Origin of the sequence: Micrococcus sp. HOU01 (assembly GCF_035609305.1) — a bacterium.
GTDB lineage: Bacteria > Actinomycetota > Actinomycetes > Actinomycetales > Micrococcaceae > Micrococcus > Micrococcus luteus.
The window spans coordinates 1898920-1918096 of record NZ_CP141211.1; the positions used below are offsets into that span (position 1 = coordinate 1898920).

Sequence of the window (19177 nt, forward strand, 5' to 3'; positions counted from 1 at the left end):
CCAGTCCCAGATCCGCCCCGATTCGTCCCCGTCCGGGTCGGCCCGGGCCCCCGCGCGCCTAGGATGGAGGCCGTCATGACGCAGACTCCCCCGCCCTCCACGCCCGCCGCGCAGCCGTCGGCGACACCCCACGACGCCGCCGCGATCACGTTCCCCGAACACCTGCCGGTGGCGGAGCGTCGCGAGGAGATCATGGCCGCGATCCGCGACCACCAGGTGGTGATCGTCGCGGGTGAGACCGGCTCGGGCAAGACGACGCAGCTGCCGAAGATGTGCCTGGCCCTCGGGCTCGGGGAGGTCGGCTCGATCGGCCACACCCAGCCCCGGCGCATCGCCGCCCGCTCCGTGGCCGAGCGCATCGCGCAGGAGCTGGGCGAGGAGATCGGGCAGACGGTCGGCTACCAGGTCCGCTTCACGGCCCAGACCTCGAAGGCCACCCGGGTCAAGGTCATGACGGACGGCATCCTGCTGGCCGAGATCCCCCATGACCCGCAGCTGCGCCGCTACTCCGTGATCATCGTGGACGAGGCCCACGAGCGCAGCCTCAACATCGACTTCCTCCTGGGCTACCTGCGCAACCTGCTGCCCCAGCGCCCGGACCTGAAGGTGATCATCACCTCGGCCACCATCGACCCGGAGCGCTTCGCCCGCCACTTCGGCCGGCCGCTGGCCGAGGGCGAGGACCATGCGGACGCGGTGGAGGCCGACGACGGCGGACACGTGGTCCCGGCGCCGATCATCGAGGTCTCGGGGCGTACCTACCCCGTCGAGATCCGCTACCGGCCGCTGACCGACGAGCCCTCCCCGGACGACCCCGAGGACGACGCGGACGACGCCGCCGAGACCCGCGACCCCCTCGACGCGATCGGCGACGCCGTCCTCGAGCTGGCCGCCGAGCCGCCGGGCGACATCCTCGTGTTCCTGCCGGGCGAGCGGGAGATCCGCGAGGCCGCGGACCACCTGACCGGCGTCGTCGCCGGCACCACGCGCCTGGCCGGCACGGAGATCCTGCCGCTGTTCGGCCGCCTGTCCATGGCGGAGCAGCACCGCGTGTTCGGCCGCGCCGGGGCCGGGGTGCGCCGGCGGATCGTGCTGGCCACGAACGTCGCCGAGACGTCCCTGACCGTGCCGGGCATCAAGTACGTGATCGACACGGGCACCGCGCGCATCTCGCGGTACTCGAACCGCACCAAGGTGCAGCGCCTGCCGATCGAGCGCGTCTCCCAGGCCAGCGCGAACCAGCGCTCGGGCCGGTCCGGCCGCACCTCGGACGGCATCGCGATCCGCCTGTACTCGGAGGAGGACTACCTCTCCCGCCCCGAGTTCACGGACCCGGAGATCCTGCGCACCTCCCTGGCCTCGGTGATCCTGCAGATGCTCTCCCTCGGCGTGGCCCGCACCCCGGGCGACGTCCAGGAGTTCCCCTTCGTCCAGCCGCCGGACGGCCGCCAGGTCACCGACGGCGCCACCACGCTCACCGAGCTCGGCGCGCTCGAGGCCGGCGGCGCCCGCGCGGGCACCATCACCCGGGTCGGACGCCGCCTGGCCCGACTGCCGGTGGACCCGCGGCTGGGTCGCATGATCCTCGAGGCCGGTGAGCGCGGCTGCGTCCGGGAGGTCATGGTGATCGCCGCGGCCCTGACCATCCAGGATCCCCGCGAGCGCCCCACGGAGCAGCGTGAGGCCGCGGACGAGCTGCACCGCCGGTTCGCGGACGAGAACTCGGACTTCTCCGCGATCCTGAACCTGTGGGCCTACCTGCGCGAACGGCAGCAGGAGCTCTCCGGCTCCCAGTTCCGGAAGCTGTGCCGCCGCGAGCACATCAACTGGCTGCGCGTGCAGGAGTGGCAGGACCTGGTGCGCCAGCTGCGCCAGCTCGCCAAGGACGTGGGCCTCACCGTCGAGGCCGGACCCGTGGACCCGGTGGGCCGGCACGAGGCGGTGCACAAGTCCCTGCTCACCGGCCTGCTCGCGCAGATCGGCGCCTACGACGAGCGCCGTCGCGAGTACGCGGGCGCCCGCGGCACCCGTTTCGCCGTGTTCCCCGGCTCCGCCCTGTTCAAGAAGCGCCACCCGTTCGTCATGGCCGCCGAGCTCGTGGAGACCTCACGGCTGTGGGCGCGCACGGTGGCCCGGATCGAGCCGGAGTGGGCCGAGGAGGTCGCCGGCCACCTCGTCAAGCGGGCCTACAACGAGCCGCACTGGTCGCGGCGGGCGGGCTCCGTCGTCGCGCGCGAGAAGGTGACGCTGTTCGGCGTCACCCTGATCCCGGACCGCTCGGTCCGGTACGGCCGCATCGACCCGGAGCTCTCCCGCGAGCTGTTCATCCGGCACGCCCTCGTGGAGGGCGACTGGCGCACGCGCCACCGGTTCTTCGCCCGCAACCGGGCCGCGCTCGAGGAGGTCGACGCCCTCGAGACGCGCCTGCGCCGCCGCGACCTGCGGATCGGGGACGAGGACCTGTTCGCCTTCTACGACGCGCGGATCCCGGCGAACGTCGTCTCCGAGCGGCACTTCGACGCGTGGTGGAAGAAGGCGCGCCAGGAGCAGCCGGACCTGCTAGACCTCGACGTCGCCGCCCTGCTCACCGCCGACGCCGAGGACCTGGACACCGACGCGTTCCCCACCACGTTCTCGTATCCGATGCCCGGCGGCGACGTGGAGCTCGACCTCGAGTACACGTTCGACCCGACCGGCGCGGCCGGCACCGACGGCGTGACCGTGGCCGTGCCGATCCTGCTGCTCAACCAGGTCTCCCCCGGTCCCTTCGCATGGCTGGTCCCCGGCCTGCGGGTCGAGCTCGTCACCGCCCTCATCAAGGCGTTGCCCAAGGCGGTGCGCAAGAACCTCGTGCCCGCCCCGGACGTGGCCCAGCAGCTCGTGGCGGACCTCGAGGCCCACGCCGACCCGCTGCGGGACGAGCTGCCGGAGGCGCTGTCCGCGGCCGTGCGTCGGGTGCGCGGCGTGGTGGTGGAGCCCGGACTGTGGGCCCCGGACGCGGTGCCCCTGCACCTGCGGATGGACTACCGCGTCGTGGACGCCCGCGGCGCCGTGATGGGCGCCGGCCAGGACCTGCCCGCGCTGCAGGCCCGGCTCGCGCAGGCCAACCGCTCCGCGATCGCCGCCCGGCTCGCCGGCACCGACGACCCCGCCTCGGCCCGGCCGGGGCCGCGCGGCAAGGGCCGCGGCGGCCGTGCCCAGGCCGACGCGCGGGCCGGGGCCGAGGGACGCCGTCGCCCGGAGGGCCCCGGGCGGTCCGGCGCGACGCCGGCCTTCGAGGAGCGGCACGGGCTGACCTCGTGGAGCATCGGCACGGTGCCGAAGACCGTCTCCACCGCGGCCGGGGCGCGCGGCCCCGCCATCACGGGCTACCCGAGCCTGGTGCCCGAGACCACGCCCGACGGCGGCCCCGCGGCCGGCCTGACCGTGGCCCGGTCCGCGGAGGACCAGGCGGCCTGGCACCGGGCCGGGGTGATCCGGCTGCTGCTGGCCACCCTGCCCAGCCCCCAGCGCTACGTGCTGGACCACCTGGACAACAGGGAGAAGCTCACCTTCACCCAGAACCCGCACGGCTCGGTGGACTCCCTCGTCGCGGACTGCACCCAGGCCGCCGTGGACCGTCTCGTCGGGGACGAGCTGCCGTTCGACGAGGCCGCGTTCCGCGCCCTGTTCGACCGGGTGCGGGCCGACCTGATCGACACGGTCTTCGCCGTCACGTCCCTGGTGGAGCAGGTGCTCTCCCGGGCCGCGCAGGTGCGACGCCGGCTCAAGGGCTCGGTCTCGCTCGCCCTCGCACCGGCGCTGTCGGACGTGAAGGCACACCTCGAGCAGCTCGTGTTCCCCGGCTTCGTGGCCGCCACGGGCTGGGAGCGGCTGCAGCACCTGCCGCGCTACCTGCAGGGCATGCTGACGCGCCTGGACCGGCTGGACGCCGGCGGCCACCTGCAGCGCGACGGGCAGCACATGGCGGTGGTGCAGGGGCTCGAGGACGAGTTCGACGCCGCCGTCGCGGCCCATCGCGCCCGGTTCGCGGGCACGCCCGTGCCCGCGGAGCTGGAGCGGGTGCGCTGGCTCATCGAGGAGCTGCGCGTCTCGTTCTTCGCCCAGGAGCTGGGCACGGCGGTCTCGGTCTCCGAGAAGCGGGTGCGTCAGGCGCTCGCCCGGGCCACGCGCGCCTGAGTCGGGCCCGGGCGGCGCGGGCCGTCAGTCCTGCGGGACGACCTCGCCGTGGCCCAGGTCCCGCAGGGCCGCGCGGAGGCGGGCGGCGGCGGCGTCCAGGTCCGCCGGATCGGGGGCGTTGTCCACGCGGGCCAGGTCGAAGTCGGCCAGCGAGGTGGAGGGCCACACGTGCACGTGCAGGTGCGGGATCTCATAGCCGGCGATCATGAGCCCGGCCCGGCGGGCGGAGAACGCCGCCACCTGCGCCTTGCCGATCTGCTGGGCGACCGTCGTCAGGTGCGTGACCAGCGCCGGGTCGACCTCCACCCATTCGTCCACCTCCGCACGGGGCACCACGAGCGCGTGCCCCGGCTGGAGCGGCGCGGCGGACAGGAACGCGACGCACGTCTGGTCCTGCCACACGAAGCGGGCGGGCAGCTCGCCGGCGATGATCCTGCTGAAGACGGTGGCCATGGAGGGTCCTCCTGGGGGTCGGCGGGGCGGGGCCCCGGGGCTCGTCAGTCCCGGCCGGACGCGCCGTCGGGCTCGGGGCCGACCGCGACGGCGTTGGACGGGTCCTGGACCCATGCTGACCACGAACCCGGGTAGAGCGCCACTCCGGGTCGCCCCGCGACGGCCAGGGTGAGCACGGCGTGCGCCGCGGTGATGCCCGAGCCGCAGTACACGGCCACGGGAGTGGCGTCGTCCACGCCGACGGCGTCGAACCGCTCCGCCAGCTCCGCGGCGGGCCGCAGGCGGCCGTCCTCGGCGATGCTCTCCGCCGTGGACACGTTCCGCGCCCCGGGGATGTGACCGGCCACGGGGTCGAAGGGCTCGACCTCCCCGCGGTACCGCTCGGCCGCCCGCGCGTCGAGGAGCAGACCGCCGGAGGCCATCGCCTCCGCGCCGGCCGTGTCCACGACGGGCATGCGGCCCCACGACGGCCGGGCGGTGCCGGGCACCGGGATGACCTCGCCGGGCTGCAGGGGCAGGCCCGCGGCGCGCCACGCCTCGAGGCCGCCGTCCAGGAGCATGGAGTCCCGCAGCCCCGCGTGGCGCAGCAGCCACCAGGCGCGCGCGGCGGACAGGCCGTGGTCGTCGTCGTAGACCACGATGGTGTCGCCCTCGTCGATCCCCCACATCCGCACGGTCTCCGCGAACTGGCGCGCGTCCGGCAGGGGGTGACGCCCCGCCGCCGGGCCGGCGTGGCCGGCGAGCTGGCTGGGCAGGGAGACGTAGACGGCGCCCGGCAGATGGCCCTGGAGATAGGCGGCGTGGTCGGGCCCGCCCGCCGTGGCCCGGAACCGGACGTCGAGCAGGATCACCCGGTTCGGGCGGCATCGTCCCGGCTGGGCGTAGGCCGGGCCCTCGGGCACCGGCGGCAGGTCCTCGACGGGGGCCAGGCCGAGCCAGCCGGCCAGCACGTCCACCGTCACCAGGGTGGGCGGCACGGCAGCCTCGGGATCGACGCCGTCGGCGTCCGCGTCGGGGTCGCCGCCGGCGTCATGGGGCGAGGACGGGGCCGCCGTGGGCGCCGGGACGACGCGGCCCTGCCCCTCGTCGACGACGATCAGCGGGTCGGGTCGATCGGGGGCGGCGCCGTCGCGGTCCGGGACAGGGGATGGGTCCGGGGTCTCGCTGTGCACCCGGACACCCTACTCCACGCCCCCTTCGGCGTCGCTGATAACCTGGAGGATGGCCCGCGCGGACCTGTTCCGGACCGCGCGGAGGAGGCGGCAGCCGCCGCAGAAGGAGTCGTGAGCACCGTGAGCGCCCCCGAGCCCAGCCCCCGTGCCGCCCGTCCCCGGGCGACCCGGCAGAAGGCCGCCGTCGACCGAGCCCTGGACCGCATCCCGGACTTCGTGAGCGCGCAGGAGCTCCATGCCCGCCTCCAGGACCAGGGCGAACGCGTCTCGCTGGCCACCGTGTACCGGACCCTGCAGCAGCAGCTCGACGACGGGCTCGTGGACATGCTCCGCCGCGACGACGGCGAGTCCGTGTACCGCCGGTGCGAGGACGAGGGCCACCATCACCACCTGGTGTGCCGGATCTGCTGGACCACCGTCGAGGTCACCGCCCCCCACGTCGAGGCATGGGCCACCGCCGTCGCCGCGGAGCACGGCTTCACGGACGCGGACCACACGGTGGAGATCACCGGTGTGTGTGCCCGCTGCCGGGCCGAGGGGCGCACCCGCGCGGCCTGACCCCGGGCCGGGCCCCGGTCAGTGGCGGATGCCGCCCGCGGGGTCGTCCAGGAAGTCCGCCGGGTCCTCGACCGCCGTGGAGGGCCCGTGCAGGGCGCCCCGGCCGTAGGCGATGTCCAGGTTCTCGACCGTGAGCACGTTCCGCGGCGGGCCGGAGGCCACGACACGCCCGCCCATCAGGACCACATGGTCCGCCTCCGCGGCCTCGTCGAGATCGTGGGTCGTGTAGACCACGGACACCCCGCGCGTCGGCTCCTCGTGGAGGAGGTCGTCGATCGTGCGGGCGGAGACGATGTCGAGGCCCGTCATCGGCTCGTCGAGCAGCAGCACGTCGTGGTCCTGGGCGAGGCCCTGGGCCACGTAGGCGCGCTGGCGCTGGCCGCCGGAGAGCTGGTCGAGGTGCCGCCGTGCCAGGTCCGCGACCTGCATGCGCTCCATGGCGGCCCGCACGATGTCCCGGTCCTGCTTCCGGAACGGGCGGAACCACCCGAGCGTGGGGTACCGGCCCATCCCGACGACGTCGCGCACCGTCACCGGCACTCCCTGGGGCACGCCGATGGACTGCATCACGAAGGAGGTGCGCTGCGAGCGCCGCCGCGGGTTCTCGCCGAGCACCTCCAGCGCACCGGAGGCCGGGTCGCTCAGGCCCGCCAGGGCGGTCAGCAGCGTGGACTTGCCGGAGCCGTTGGGCCCGATCACCGCGATCAGCCGCCGGGCCGGCAGGGTGAAGTCGGAGGGTCGGACGGCCACGTGCGAGCCGTGGCGCAGTTCGAGCGCCCGGGCGACCGCGAGGGGAGGCGGGGTCGCCGCGGCGCCCGCGGGGAAGGACGCGTTCATCGGGGGGCCTCCGCTCCGGGCAGGGCCACGACCGGCGCCTCCTGCTCACGCTGCGCGCGCGAGCGCACGTGCCGGCCCAGGAGCGCCAGCACGGCGGCGCGGACGGCGAGCACCACGAAGAACAGCAGGATCGGCATGAGCGCCATGGTGGCCGAACCCGCCGTGCCCAGCCGGTAGCTGAGGGTGAGCCCGGTGACGACGCACGCCGCGCCGATCACGACGGAGACGAGCATCATCTGGGGCACGCTGCGCGTCAGCAGCGCCGCCGTCGCGGGCGGTCCCACGAGGAGGCCGAACACGAGCACCGTGCCCACCGCCTGGAACGAACCGATCACGGCCGCGCCGATCATCACCAGCAGCAGCGTGTGCGTCAGCCCCGGTCGCATGCCCAGCGAGCGCGCCTTGACCTCGGAGAAGCTCAGTGCCAGCAGGGGCCGGTAGAGCAGCAGGGCCAGGGCGATCACCACGACGGCGATGACCGCCTGGGTCACGATGCCGTCCACGCTGACCCCCAGCACATCGCCGAACAGGATCGACGTGAGCGATCCCGTGTAGGAGTCCGACTTGGAGATGATCACCACGCCCAGGGCCATCATCCCCACGAAGAGCAGGCCGATGGCGGTGTCCTCCTTGAGGGTGGTGGCCCGGTGCACCAGCGAGATGCCCGCCATCATGACGACGGCGGCCACCGCCGCACCGAGGTGGGGGCTGCCACCGGTGACGACCGCCAGGGCGATGCCCGGCAGGACACCGTGCACGAACGCGTCCCCGAAGAAGCTCATCCCGCGCAGCACCAGCCACGTGCCCACGACCGAGCACATCACCACGGCGATGAGTCCGCCGACGAGGGCGCGCTGCTGGAATCCCATCTGGAAGGGCTCGAGCAGCCAGTCCATCCTCAGCCCTCCAGCGCGTCGGCGAGGGTGCGGGCGTTGAGGAGCATGGCCTCGGCGTAGTCCGCCTCCGGGGTGTCCTTCGGGCCGACGCCGCCCTCGTAGACCTCGATGACCGGCAGGTCGCCGGCCTCCTCGGCCACGGTGTCCACGAGGCTGTTGCGCGCGCCCACGGACGTGATCACGGCGTCTGCGCCGCCGTCGCGGATGGACCGGGCGAGCTCGGCGATCTCCTGGGAGGAGGGCTCGCCGTCGGTGGAGCCGCCCGGGACGACGACGCCGGACACGGTGAAGTCGTAGGCCTCGCTGAAGTAGCCGTAGGCGTCGTGGTCCGTGACCAGCGTGCGGCGGTCCTCCGGGACCCCGGCGAGGATCTCCCGGACCTGCGTGTCCGTCTGCTCGAGCTCCCCGCGCACGGTCGCGCCGCACTCGGCGAACCTCTCGTCACCCCGCTCCTGGGCGAGCGTGTCGCCCATCAGCTCGGCGGCCCTCGCCATGCGGGCGACGTCCATCCAGACGTGCGGGTCCTCGGACCCGTGGTCATGGCCCTCGTGGCCCGCCCCCTCCTCGGCGTGGTCATGGCCGCCGAAGGGCAGCGGATCCAGCTGGGGCGCCACCTCGACGACGGTCGCGCCGTCCGCCTCGGCGTTGGCGAGGGCGGACTCCATGCCGCCCTCGAGGCCGAGGCCGTTGGAGAACACGAGGCCGGAGGAGACCATGTCCTTCACCTGCGCGGACGAGGCGGAGAAGTTGTGCGGATCATCCCCCGGGCCCATCACCGTGACGCTGCGGGCGTCGGCGCACGCGACCACGCGGTCGAGCACGGAGCCGAGCTGCGTCGTCGTGGCGACGGCCACGGGCGCGCCCGCGGCCGAGCCGGACCCGGCGGCAGCAGAGGCGCCCGCGGCCTGCTCGCCCGCGGAGTCGCCGCTGGTCCCGCCGCACGCGGCGAGGCTCAGGGTGAGCGCGGTGAGGGCCCCGGTCAGGGCGGGCAGACGACGGCGGCGGAGCATGGGGCGACCTCGTTCGTGTCGGGAGGATGTGTGAAATCGGTTCTCAACAGTAGCACCGCGCCGCCCGCGCGACGCTCACGCGGGCCGGAACCGACGTGGCGACTGCGTCACGTCGTTGATCTCCCCGACGAGCTCCTCGAGCACGTCCTCGAGGAAGAGGATGCCCGCGGTCTCGCCCTCGGGCGTGATGACCCGGGCGAGGTGGGAGCCCGTGCGCTGCATGAGCGCGAGTGCGTCCTCGACCTCGTCCTCGAGCCGCACGTTGGCCAGCGAGCGCACGCGCGTGAGCGGGATCGGCTCGTCGTGTCCCGACGGGCCCACGGTGAGGACGTCCTTCAGGTGCAGGTAGCCGGTGTAGCCGCCGTCGGGGTCCTCGACCACGAACCGGGAGAAGCCCACGCGGCCCACGGTCCACTCGAAGTCGTGCGGCGTGATCCCCTCGGGGACGGTGACGACCCGCTCGAGCGGCACCATCACGTCCCCGGCCCGGTGGTCCGAGAACTCGAGGGCCGAGTGCAGCACGCCGGACTCGTCCTCCAGGGTGCCCGAGCGGGTGGACTCGGCCACGATCGACTGCACCTCCTCGAGCGTGTAGGAGGAGGCCACCTCGTCCTTCGGCTCGATGCGCAGGGCGTGCAGCACGAGGTTGGCCGTCCAGTTCAGCGCGGCCACGACGGGATGCAGCAGCTTCGAGAGCCACACGAGCGGCTGGGCCAGCAGCATCACGGCGCGGTCCGCGAACGAGACGGCGGCGTTCTTGGGCACCATCTCGCCCAGGGTCACGTGCAGGAAGGTGACCACCAGCAGCGCGAGCACGAAGGCGGTCACGTCCGCCGCCGCGGACGGGACCCCGAGGGCGGCCATCGGGACGACGAGCAGGTGGTGCAGCGCCGGCTCGGACACGTTGAGGATGAGCAGGGAGCACACCGTGATGCCGAGCTGGCAGACGGCCAGCATCTGGGAGACGTGCTCCATCGCGTAGAGCGCCACCTGGGCCTGGCGGGAGCCGGCCTCGGCCCGCGGCTCGATCTGCGCCCGGCGGGCGCCCATGACGGCGAACTCGCCCGCCACGAAGAAGGCGTTGGCGGCCAACAGGACCACCAGCCACAGCAGTCCGACGACGTCCCCGTTCATGCGCGCGTCTCCTCGTCCTCAGCGGCCGGGTCGAAGCGCACGCGCTCGATGCGGCGGCCGTCCATCCGCTCGACCGTCAGGGTGCCGCCGTCCACGTCCACCACGTCCCCGACCTCCGCCAGGCGCCCCAGTCGGGCCAGGATGTACCCGCCGACGGTCTCGTAGGCCCCGTCCTCCGGCACCACGAGGGCCGGGATCTGGGTCCGCACCTCGTCGGGCCGCAGCTCCGCCGGGAAGTACCAGCGGCCGGAGGCCGTCTGGAGGACCCCCGGGGTGACGCGGTCGTGCTCGTCCGCGACCTCGCCGACGATCTCCTCCACCACGTCCTCGAGCGTGACCACCCCTGCGGTGCCCCCGTACTCGTCCACGACGACGGCCATCTGCAGGTTCGCGTCGCGCAGCTCGGCCAGCAGCTGGTCCAGGTGCACGGTCTCCGGCACGCGGATGACCTCCGTCATCAGTGCACCGGCCTCGAGGTCGGCGCGGCGCTCCCGCGGCACGGCCACGACCTTCTTCACGTGCACCACGCCGCGGATGTCGTCCGAGGAGTCGCCGATCACGGGGAACCGCGAGTAGCCGGTGCTGCGGGCCAGGTCCAGGACCTCGGGCAGAGCCTGGTCCTCCCTCACCGTCTCCACGCGGATGCGCGGGGTCATCACGTCCGCGGCGGTGCGGTCCGCGAAGCGCAGCGTCCGGTCCAGGAACGTGGCGGTCTGCGCGTCGAGCGTGCCCAGCTGGGCCGAGCGGCGGACCAGCGAGGAGAGCTCCTCGGGGCTGCGGGCGCCGGAGATCTCCTCCTTGGCCTCGATGCCCACGCGGGCCAGCACGCCGTTGGAGAACCCGTTCAGGACCAGGATCGCCGGCTTGAACACGGTGCTGAACACGAGCTGGGGCCGGGCGAGTGCGCGGCCGATCGCCATGGGCTCGGCGATGGACATGTTCTTGGGGATCAGCTCGCCGAGGAGCATCGAGAGCAGGGTCGCCACGACCATCGCGACGACGAGCGAGACGGTGCCCACCACGCCGGCCGGCAGCCCCACCTGGAGCAGCAGCGGGTCGATGAGCCGGCTGATCGCCGGGTCCATCACGTAGCCGGTGAGCAGTGTGGTCAGGGTGATGCCCAGCTGGCACGCGGAGAGCTGGGTCGAGAGTGACTTGAGACAGCGCAGCAGGGGCTCGGCGCCGCGGTCACCCGCGTCCACCATGCGCTGCACGGTGGGCACGTCGATCGCGATCATGGCGAACTCGACGGCCACGAAGAACCCGGTGCCCACGATCAGGGCCAGGCCGAGGATCAGCAGGAGCCACTCCACCCGACCTCACCCCCTCGACGGCGGGCCGGGCGGCGGTGCGGGGCACCGGGACTGGAAGGCTCCGATCCGGCCGCGTCCGCGTGGGCGGACGAGCGGTCTGGCACACAGGTGTCAGGGTGATCCATAGTCCGCCCAGTATAGGGGCGTCAGGCCCCGGCGGAACGAGCAGGGGCATGCGGCCGCCTCACCACGACGAGGCGACCGGCAGGCCCTCCTCGTAGCCCGCCGCGGACTGCAGGCCGACGACGGCGCGCTCACGGAACTCCGCCAGGTCGTGGGCGCCGGCGTAGGTCAGCGACGAGCGCACACCGGACGTGATGGTGTCCAGCAGGTCCTCCACCGAGGGGCGGCGCGGGTCCACGTACATGCGCGAGGAGGAGATGCCCTCCTCGAACATCGCCTTGCGGGCCTTGGTGAAGGCGTCCTCGTGGCGGGTGCGGTGCTGGACCGCGCGGGCCGAGGCCATGCCGAAGCTCTCCTTGTACCGCCGACCGTCCGGACCGTGCACGAGGTCGCCCGGAGACTCGAGCGTCCCCGCGAACCACGAGCCGATCATCACCGAGCTGGCTCCGGCGGCCAGCGCGAGCGCCACGTCCCGCGGGTGCTTCACCCCGCCGTCCGCCCACACGCGTGCCCCGAGCTCGCGGGCCGCGGCGGCGCACTCCAGGACCGCCGAGAACTGCGGTCGGCCCACCGCGGTCTGCATGCGCGTGGTGCACATCGCGCCCGGGCCCACGCCCACCTTGACGATGTCCGCGCCCGCCGCGACCAGGTCCCGGACGCCGTCGCCGGAGACGACGTTGCCGGCCACCACGGGCACACCGGGGTCGAGGGCCCGCACGGCGGCGAGCGCATCCAGCATGGTCTGCTGATGACCGTGCGCGGTGTCCACGACGAGCACGTCGACGCCGGCCTCGACCAGGGCGGCGGCCTTCTCCCCCACCGCCCCGTTGATGCCGACGGCGGCGCCGACCCGGAGCCGTCCGCCGTCGTCGAGACCGGGCGTGAACAAGGACGAGCGCAGCAGGCCCGCCGCGGTGACGACCCCGCGCAGCACGGGGGCGGCGGTGCCCACCGCCGGGTCCACGACGGGGGCCATCTCCTGGTGCGCGGCGTGCAGGCGCTCGAAGGCCGCCCGCAGCGCGTCCTTGTCCGGGGCGCCGTCCGTGCCGCCGAGCTCGGCGAGCGTGAGGGTCACCACCGGAGGGTGCATGACGGAGGCGGCCGAGGTGAAGCGGTCCACGTCCTCGCAGTCCTGGGGGCGGACCACGCCGAGCAGCCCGCCGTGCGCGTCCACCACGCAGACGGCCCCGTGGTTGCGGCGGTCCACGAGGTGGAGCAGGTCCAGCACCGTGTCCTGCGGGCCGACGGTCAGGGCGGTGTCCGCCACGGGGTGGGCCGCCTTCACCCGACGCACGACGTCCCGGATCACGTCCGCCGGGATGTCCTGCGGCAGGATCCCGAGACCGCCGCGCCGGGCCATGGTCTCGACCATCCGGCGCCCGGTGACGGCGGTCATGTTGGCGGAGACCAGGGGGATGGTGGCGCCCGTGCCGTCATCCGGGGCGATGTCCACGTCCATGCGACTGGCGACGTCCGAGTGTGAGGGCACGAGGAAGACGTCGTTGTACGTCAGGTCGACGGCCGGGTCGGTGAGGAAGCGCATGGCGTCAGTCTCCCAGACGAGGCGGACGCCGTGAGGCCCCCGCGCGTCCGCCGGGAGCGGAGTCGAGCCGAGGCCGCGGCATTCCGACCGGGGGCGTCGAAGAACTATGATGTCTCGAGGCGTTCCCGGCCCCACGCGCGCCGCGCGGGTGGCCCGGCGCAGCACATCGCATCCCAAGGCTCAGGAAGAGGCGTTACACAGTGCCAGAACTCACGTCGGACCGGCTCGCACAGGAGTTCCCGGGGAACGAACGGCTGGTGGCCGAGATCTACCGGAAGTACCGCGAGGACTCCGGTTCCGTGGACCGGCAGTGGGCACAGATCTTCGCCCGTCTCGAGGCCAGCGCCCCCGCCGCCGAGGCCGAGCCGAAGGCCGCCGCCAAGACCGAGCCGAAGACCGCCGCCAAGGCCGAGCCGAAGGCCACCGCCAAGGTGACCGAGCCGAAGGCGGCGACCGCCCCGGCCCGGGGTGCGCAGCCCAAGGAGACCTCGGTCAGCACCGGCCCCAAGCCCAAGAAGACCCCGGCGGCCCAGGCCGTGCCCTCCGAGCCCGCCGACACCGCCACCACCGCGGACGAGAAGCAGGAGAAGGCCACCGTCCTCAAGGGCATGGCCAAGGCCGTGGCCACGAACATGGACGCCTCCCTATCCATGCCCACCGCCACCACCGTGCGCGACCTGCCGGCCAAGGTGCTGATCGACAACCGCGTGGTCATCAACAGCCACCTGGCCCGCACCCGCGGCGGCAAGGTCTCCTTCACCCACCTCATCGGCTACGCCGTGGTCCGCGCGCTCGCGGCCATGCCCTCGATGAACGTGACCTACGAGGAGCGCGACGGCAAGCCCACCATGGTGGAGCCGGCCCACGTGAACTTCGGCCTGGCCATCGACCTGCCCCGCCCGGACGGCACCCGCGCGCTCGTGGTCCCGAACGTGAAGGCCGCCGAGACCCTCGACTTCCGCGGCTTCTGGAAGGCGTACGACAACCTCGTCCAGCGCGCCCGCAAGAACAAGCTGACGATGGACGACTACGCCGGCACCACGGTCTCCCTGACCAACCCGGGCGGCATCGGCACCGTGCACTCGGTGCCCCGCCTGTCCCAGGGCCAGGCCGCCATCATCGGCGTCGGCGCGCTGACCTATCCGGCCGCCTTCCAGGGCGCCGCCGAGTCCACGCTGCACGACCTGGCGATCTCCAAGACGATCACCCTCACCTCCACGTACGACCACCGCGTGATCCAGGGCGCCGGCTCGGGCGAGTTCCTGAAGATCGTGCACGGCCTCCTGCTGGGCGAGGACGGCTTCTACGACGAGGTCTTCCACTCCCTGCGCATCCCCTACGAGCCCGTCCGCTGGGCCCAGGACGTGCAGGTGAACCCGGAGGAGCAGGTCGGCAAGGTCGCCCGCATCCAGCAGCTCATCCACGCATACCGGGACCGCGGCCACCTGCTGGCCAACGTGGACCCGCTCGAGTACTCGATGGCCTACCACCCGGACCTCGACATCCGCGAGCACGGGCTCACCCTGTGGGACCTGGACCGCGAGTGGCCCACCGGCGGCTTCGGCGGGGCGAGCAGCCTGACCCTGCGCAAGATCCTCGGCGTGCTGCGTGACGCGTACTGCCGCGCCATCGGCGTCGAGTACATGCACATCCAGGACCCGGCCGAGCGCGCCTGGTTGCAGGAGAAGCTCGAGCAGCCGTACGCCAAGCCCACCCGCGAGGAGCAGCTGCGCATCCTGGGCCGCCTCAACGCCGCGGAGGCGTTCGAGACGTTCCTGCAGACCAAGTACATCGGCCAGAAGCGCTTCTCCCTGGAGGGCGGCGAGTCCCTCATCCCGCTGCTGGACGGCATCCTCGGCGACGCCGCCGACGCCGGACTGGACGAGGTCGCCATCGGCATGGCGCACCGCGGTCGCCTGAACGTGCTCACCAACATCGCCGGCAAGACCTACAGCCAGGTCTTCCGCGAGTTCGAGGGGGCCACCCCGGGCGGCGCCTCGGGCTCGGGCGACGTGAAGTACCACATGGGCACCGAGGGCACCTTCGTGTCCGACGCCGGCAACAGCACCCGCGTGTATCTCGCCGCGAACCCCTCGCATCTGGAGGCTGTGGACCCGGTCCTCGAGGGCGTCGTGCGCGCCAAGCAGGACCGCCTCGATCTGGGTGGCCAGCGCCCGGACTCCTTCTCCGTGCTGCCGATCCTCGTGCACGGCGACGCGGCCTTCGCGGGCCAGGGCGTCGTGACCGAGGTCCTGCAGCTCTCGCAGCTGCCCGGCTACCGCACCGGCGGCACGATCCACGTGATCGTGAACAACCAGGTGGGCTTCACCACGCCGCCGACCCAGGCGCGCTCCGCGGTGTACTCCACCGACGTGGCCAAGACCATCCAGGCCCCGATCTTCCACGTCAACGGCGACGAGCCGGAGTCCGTGGTGCACGTGGCCCAGCTCGCCTTCGAGTACCGCCAGCGGTTCAACAAGGACGTCGTCATCGACCTCGTCTGCTACCGCCGCCGCGGCCACAACGAGGGCGACAACCCGTCGATGACGCAGCCGCGCATGTACAACCTCATCGAGCAGAAGCGCTCCACCCGCAAGCTGTACGTCGAGTCCCTCGTGGGCCGCGGCGACATCACGCAGGAGGAGGCGGACAGCGCCCTGAAGGACTACCAGCAGCAGCTGGAGCGGGTCTTCGCGGAGACCCACGAGGACGCGCCCACCTCCGGCGACGAGGGCCTCCGCCCGGCCGAGGACCGGGACGCGGCCCCGGAGGCGCCGGCGTCCACGGCCATCTCGGCCGAGACGCTGCGGGCCATCGGGCAGGCGCACATCGACGTGCCCGAGGGCTTTACGGTCCACCCCAAGCTCGCGGCCCTGCTCGAGCGCCGCGCCAAGATGGCCGTCGACGGCGGCATCGACTGGGGCTTCGCCGAGCTGGCGGCCTTCGGCTCGCTGCTCATGGAGGGCGTGCCGGTCCGCCTGGCGGGCCAGGACTCCCAGCGCGGCACCTTCACGCAGCGCCACTCGGTGTTCCACGACCGGATCACCGGCGACACGTGGGCGCCGCTGAGGCACCTCTCCGAGGACCAGGCGAAGTTCTGGGTCTACAACTCGCTGCTGTCCGAGTACGCCGCCCTCGGCTTCGAGTACGGCTACTCCGTGGAGCGCTCCGACGCCCTCGTGCTGTGGGAGGCCCAGTTCGGCGACTTCGTGAACGGCGCGCAGACGATCATCGACGAGTTCATCTCCTCGGCCGATCAGAAGTGGTCGCAGACCTCGTCCGTGGTCCTGCTCCTCCCCCACGGCTACGAGGGACAGGGGCCGGACCACTCCTCCGCCCGCATCGAGCGCTTCCTGCAGATGTGCGCCGAGGACAACATGCGCGTGGTCAACCCCTCCACGGGCGCGAACCACTTCCACCTGCTGCGCGAGCACGCCTACGCCCGCCCGCGTCGGCCCCTCATCGTGTTCACCCCGAAGCAGCTGCTGCGCCTCAAGGCCGCCGCGAACTCGGTGGAGGACTTCACCGAGGGCGGCTTCCAGCCGGTCATCCCGGACGCCGGGGTGGACGCCAAGGACGTCACGCGCGTGGTGCTGGTCTCCGGCCGGCTGTACTACGACCTGCTCGCCCGCCGCGAGAAGTCCGGTGACACGTCCACCGCGATCGTGCGGGTGGAGCAGCTCTACCCGCTGCCGCTCGACGAGATCCGCAAGGCGCTCCGCGCCTACCCGGTCGCCGACGTCACCTGGGTGCAGGACGAGCCCGCGAACCAGGGCCCGTGGCCGTTCATGGCACTGAACCTCGTGCCGCAGCTCGACGGCCCCGTGACCCTCGTGTCCCGCCCGGCCTCGGCCGCGACCTCCGCGGGCACCAAGGGCCGCCACGACCAGGAGCTCAGCACGCTGCTGGACGCCGCCTTCGGCCGCTGACCCGGACCGACCCTGCGCCGCCGCCGCACCCTCCGGTGCGGCGGCGGCGCCGGATCGGCCGACGAAAGGACACACTGTGCACAACCGCCGGATCCGGATCGCCGCCGTCGGCGACCAGCTGCTGGCCGGTGCGGGCGACGCCCGCGCCATCGGCTGGTGGGGCCGCGTGCTCGCCCGCACCCAGGCCCCCGACGTGGAGCTGGAGAACTACGTGCTGGCCGTGCCGCACGAGACCACCGAGGACCTCAACGAGCGCTGGTGGGGCGAGGCCTCGCGGCGCTTCTCCGAGGAGACGGAGAACCGCCTCGTCGTGGCCCTGTCCGACGCGGACCTGGACCTGGAGGCCACCTCGACCGCCCGCTCGCGGCTGAACCTGGCCAACGTCCTGGACACCGCCTCGCAGCGGAACATCCCGGTGCTCGTGGTGGGCCCCACGCCCACCCTGGACGAGCAGCGCAACGCCCGGCTCGCCGAGCTCAACGCCGCCTACCTGGATGTGGCCGACCGGCGCAACCACGTGTACGTGGACACGTTCACCCCGCTGGTGGGACACGAGCAGTGGCGCGCGGACCTCGCCTCCGGCCAGGGCCGGCCGGGCCAGGCGGGCCACGGGCTCATCGCGTGGCTCGTGCTGCACCGGGGCTGGTACCAGTGGCTCGGTCTGCCTGAGCCCACGGCCTGATGTGACAGAATGGACCACCGACCGACTCGTTGAAGGGAGACGTCATGAGCAAGCGTGCACGCAAGCGTCGCGACCGCCGCAGGAACGGCGCCAACCACGGCAAGCGTCCCAACGCCTGATCCGCTGATCGGCGTCGCGGACCGGCCGGGTGCCACCCGGCGACCGCAGACCACGAAGGGCCGTCCCCTCAGGGGACGGCCCTTCGTCATCGTCGGGGCGCCCGATCGGGTGCCCACGGGTCCGCATGTCGCGGTGTCAGCCCCAGGTGACGGTCGTCGTCGAGATCTGGGTGATGCGGGTCATGATGGTGGCCCGCAGCTGCGCGGGCGCCTTCTCCTGGCAGCACCGACGCACCGCCGAGCGGATGAGCTCTTCGAGCTCCTTCTGGTGCCGGCAGTCCGGACACTCCGCCACGTGGGCGCGCACCTGCTCGATGTCCTCGGGCGTCAGGGCGCCGTCCAGGTACTGGTACAGCCGCTCCAGGGAGGCGTCCTGGGCGTCGCGGCACTCATGGCCGTGCTGGTCCGCGGTCATCGCGTGGCCTCCTTCGTGCTCGTCTCGGTCTGCTTCGTGCCGCCGCGCCCGGTCTTCTTCTTCGGCTGGGCCTTGATGCCGCGCGCGGCCGCGTAGTCCGCGAGGCGCTCGCGCAGCTGCTTGCGGCCGCGGTGCAGCCGCGACATGACGGTGCCGATCGGCACGTCGAGGATCTCGGCGATCTCCTTGTAGGCGAAGCCCTCCACGTCCGCGAAGTAGACGGCGAGCCGGAACTCCTCCGGGATCGCCTGCAGGGCGTCCTTCACCTGGGAGTCGGGCAGCCGGTCGAGGGCCTCCGTCTCGGCCGAGCGCAGGCCACCGGAGGTGTGCTCGGCGGCCCGGGCCATCTGCCAGTCCTCCACCTCAGGGTTGTCCGCCTCGAGGGGCTGGCGCTGCCGCTTGCGGTAGAGGTTGATGTACGTGTTCGTGAGGATCCGGTAGAGCCAGGCCTTGAGGTTGGTGCCGGGCCGGTACTGGTGGAACGAGGAGTAGGCCTTCGTGTACGCCTCCTGGACCAGGTCCTCGGCGTCCTGCGGGTTGCGCGTCATGCGCAGCGCAGCGGAGTACAACTGGTCCACGAACTCGAGGGCGTCACGCTCGAACCGGGCACGGCGCTGCTGTTCGGACTCGGCGGCGACGTCGATGTCGGCGCGGTCGTGCTCGGGGGCGTCCTCGGGCCGGGCGAATTCCGGCCGGCTGTTGTCAGTGCTCATCGCGGGCCAGTCTACGGTCCGGGAGGGATGCGTCAGCAGGGCGGCGCTCATGCGGGGCTCCTCTCCGGCTGCGGTCCGCGGCGAGCGGGACCGGTGCGCCG

The 19177-nt window shown here is 73.0% G+C and carries 15 protein-coding genes; 5 read left to right on the forward strand and 10 right to left on the reverse strand.

What is annotated here, in order from left to right; all coding sequences use genetic code 11:
* Positions 1-75: 75 nt before the first annotated feature.
* A complete protein-coding gene (gene hrpA / locus SOY78_RS08695) occupies positions 76-4179 on the forward strand; it encodes an ATP-dependent RNA helicase HrpA (RefSeq protein WP_036381718.1) in 4104 nt (1367 codons plus the stop codon).
* 24 nt (positions 4180-4203) lie between these two features.
* Here hrpA and SOY78_RS08700 read toward each other — a convergent pair whose 3' ends face one another.
* Both SOY78_RS08700 and SOY78_RS08705 read right to left on the reverse strand, forming a co-directional pair.
* Complete coding sequence (locus SOY78_RS08700) at positions 4204-4632, reverse strand: HIT family protein (protein ID WP_036381721.1); 429 nt, start codon at positions 4630-4632, stop codon at positions 4204-4206.
* Between the two features lie 44 nt (positions 4633-4676).
* A complete protein-coding gene (locus tag SOY78_RS08705) occupies positions 4677-5804 on the reverse strand; it encodes a sulfurtransferase (protein ID WP_036381724.1) in 1128 nt (375 codons plus the stop codon).
* 111 nt (positions 5805-5915) lie between these two features.
* On the opposite strand from SOY78_RS08705, the gene SOY78_RS08710 reads away from it, so the two are divergent.
* Positions 5916-6362 carry a Fur family transcriptional regulator gene (locus SOY78_RS08710; protein WP_036381728.1) on the forward strand — a complete coding sequence of 149 codons (447 nt, stop codon included), beginning with the start codon at positions 5916-5918 and terminating at the stop codon, positions 6360-6362.
* 18 nt (positions 6363-6380) lie between these two features.
* On the opposite strand, the gene SOY78_RS08715 is transcribed toward SOY78_RS08710, so the two are convergent.
* The 6 genes from SOY78_RS08715 to SOY78_RS08740 all read right to left on the reverse strand — a co-directional run bounded on the left by SOY78_RS08715 (position 6381) and on the right by SOY78_RS08740 (position 13218).
* Positions 6381-7199, reverse strand: a complete 819-nt coding sequence (locus SOY78_RS08715) for a metal ABC transporter ATP-binding protein (protein ID WP_141842605.1) — start codon at positions 7197-7199, stop codon at positions 6381-6383.
* Positions 7196-8095 carry a metal ABC transporter permease gene (locus SOY78_RS08720; RefSeq protein ID WP_041104321.1) on the reverse strand — a complete coding sequence of 300 codons (900 nt, stop codon included), beginning with the start codon at positions 8093-8095 and terminating at the stop codon, positions 7196-7198. Before SOY78_RS08720 ends, SOY78_RS08715 begins: the two co-directional genes overlap by 4 nt.
* 2 nt (positions 8096-8097) lie before the next feature.
* Positions 8098-9105, reverse strand: coding sequence for a metal ABC transporter substrate-binding protein (locus SOY78_RS08725; RefSeq protein WP_324701441.1), 1008 nt, complete (start codon positions 9103-9105; stop codon positions 8098-8100).
* Between the two features lie 75 nt (positions 9106-9180).
* Complete coding sequence (locus SOY78_RS08730) at positions 9181-10239, reverse strand: hemolysin family protein (RefSeq protein ID WP_041104317.1); 1059 nt, start codon at positions 10237-10239, stop codon at positions 9181-9183.
* On the reverse strand, positions 10236-11552 hold the full coding sequence (locus SOY78_RS08735; protein ID WP_041104315.1) for a hemolysin family protein: 1317 nt from the start codon (positions 11550-11552) through the stop codon (positions 10236-10238). Before SOY78_RS08735 ends, SOY78_RS08730 begins: the two co-directional genes overlap by 4 nt.
* 184 nt (positions 11553-11736) lie before the next feature.
* On the reverse strand, positions 11737-13218 hold the full coding sequence (locus tag SOY78_RS08740) for a GuaB1 family IMP dehydrogenase-related protein (protein WP_324701442.1): 1482 nt from the start codon (positions 13216-13218) through the stop codon (positions 11737-11739).
* 200 nt (positions 13219-13418) lie between these two features.
* Between SOY78_RS08740 and SOY78_RS08745 the strand changes: the two genes are divergently transcribed.
* The 3 genes from SOY78_RS08745 (at position 13419) to SOY78_RS11785 (ending at position 17948) form a co-directional block, all read left to right on the forward strand.
* On the forward strand, positions 13419-17147 hold the full coding sequence (locus tag SOY78_RS08745; RefSeq protein WP_324701443.1) for a multifunctional oxoglutarate decarboxylase/oxoglutarate dehydrogenase thiamine pyrophosphate-binding subunit/dihydrolipoyllysine-residue succinyltransferase subunit: 3729 nt from the start codon (positions 13419-13421) through the stop codon (positions 17145-17147).
* 76 nt (positions 17148-17223) lie between these two features.
* Entirely contained in the window at positions 17224-17829 is a 606-nt protein-coding gene (locus tag SOY78_RS08750) for a GDSL-type esterase/lipase family protein (protein ID WP_041104309.1), read from the forward strand.
* A gap of 44 nt (positions 17830-17873) precedes the next feature.
* Positions 17874-17948: a 50S ribosomal protein bL37 gene (locus SOY78_RS11785; protein WP_095346645.1), complete on the forward strand. Its 75-nt coding sequence runs from the start codon at positions 17874-17876 to the stop codon at positions 17946-17948.
* Positions 17949-18084: 136 nt separating this feature from the next.
* On the opposite strand, the gene rsrA is transcribed toward SOY78_RS11785, so the two are convergent.
* A complete protein-coding gene (gene rsrA, locus SOY78_RS08755; protein ID WP_036381745.1) occupies positions 18085-18363 on the reverse strand; it encodes a mycothiol system anti-sigma-R factor in 279 nt (92 codons plus the stop codon).
* Complete coding sequence (locus SOY78_RS08760) at positions 18360-19076, reverse strand: sigma-70 family RNA polymerase sigma factor (RefSeq protein ID WP_036314006.1); 717 nt, start codon at positions 19074-19076, stop codon at positions 18360-18362. Before SOY78_RS08760 ends, rsrA begins: the two co-directional genes overlap by 4 nt.
* Between the last annotated feature and the right edge of the window lie 101 nt (positions 19077-19177).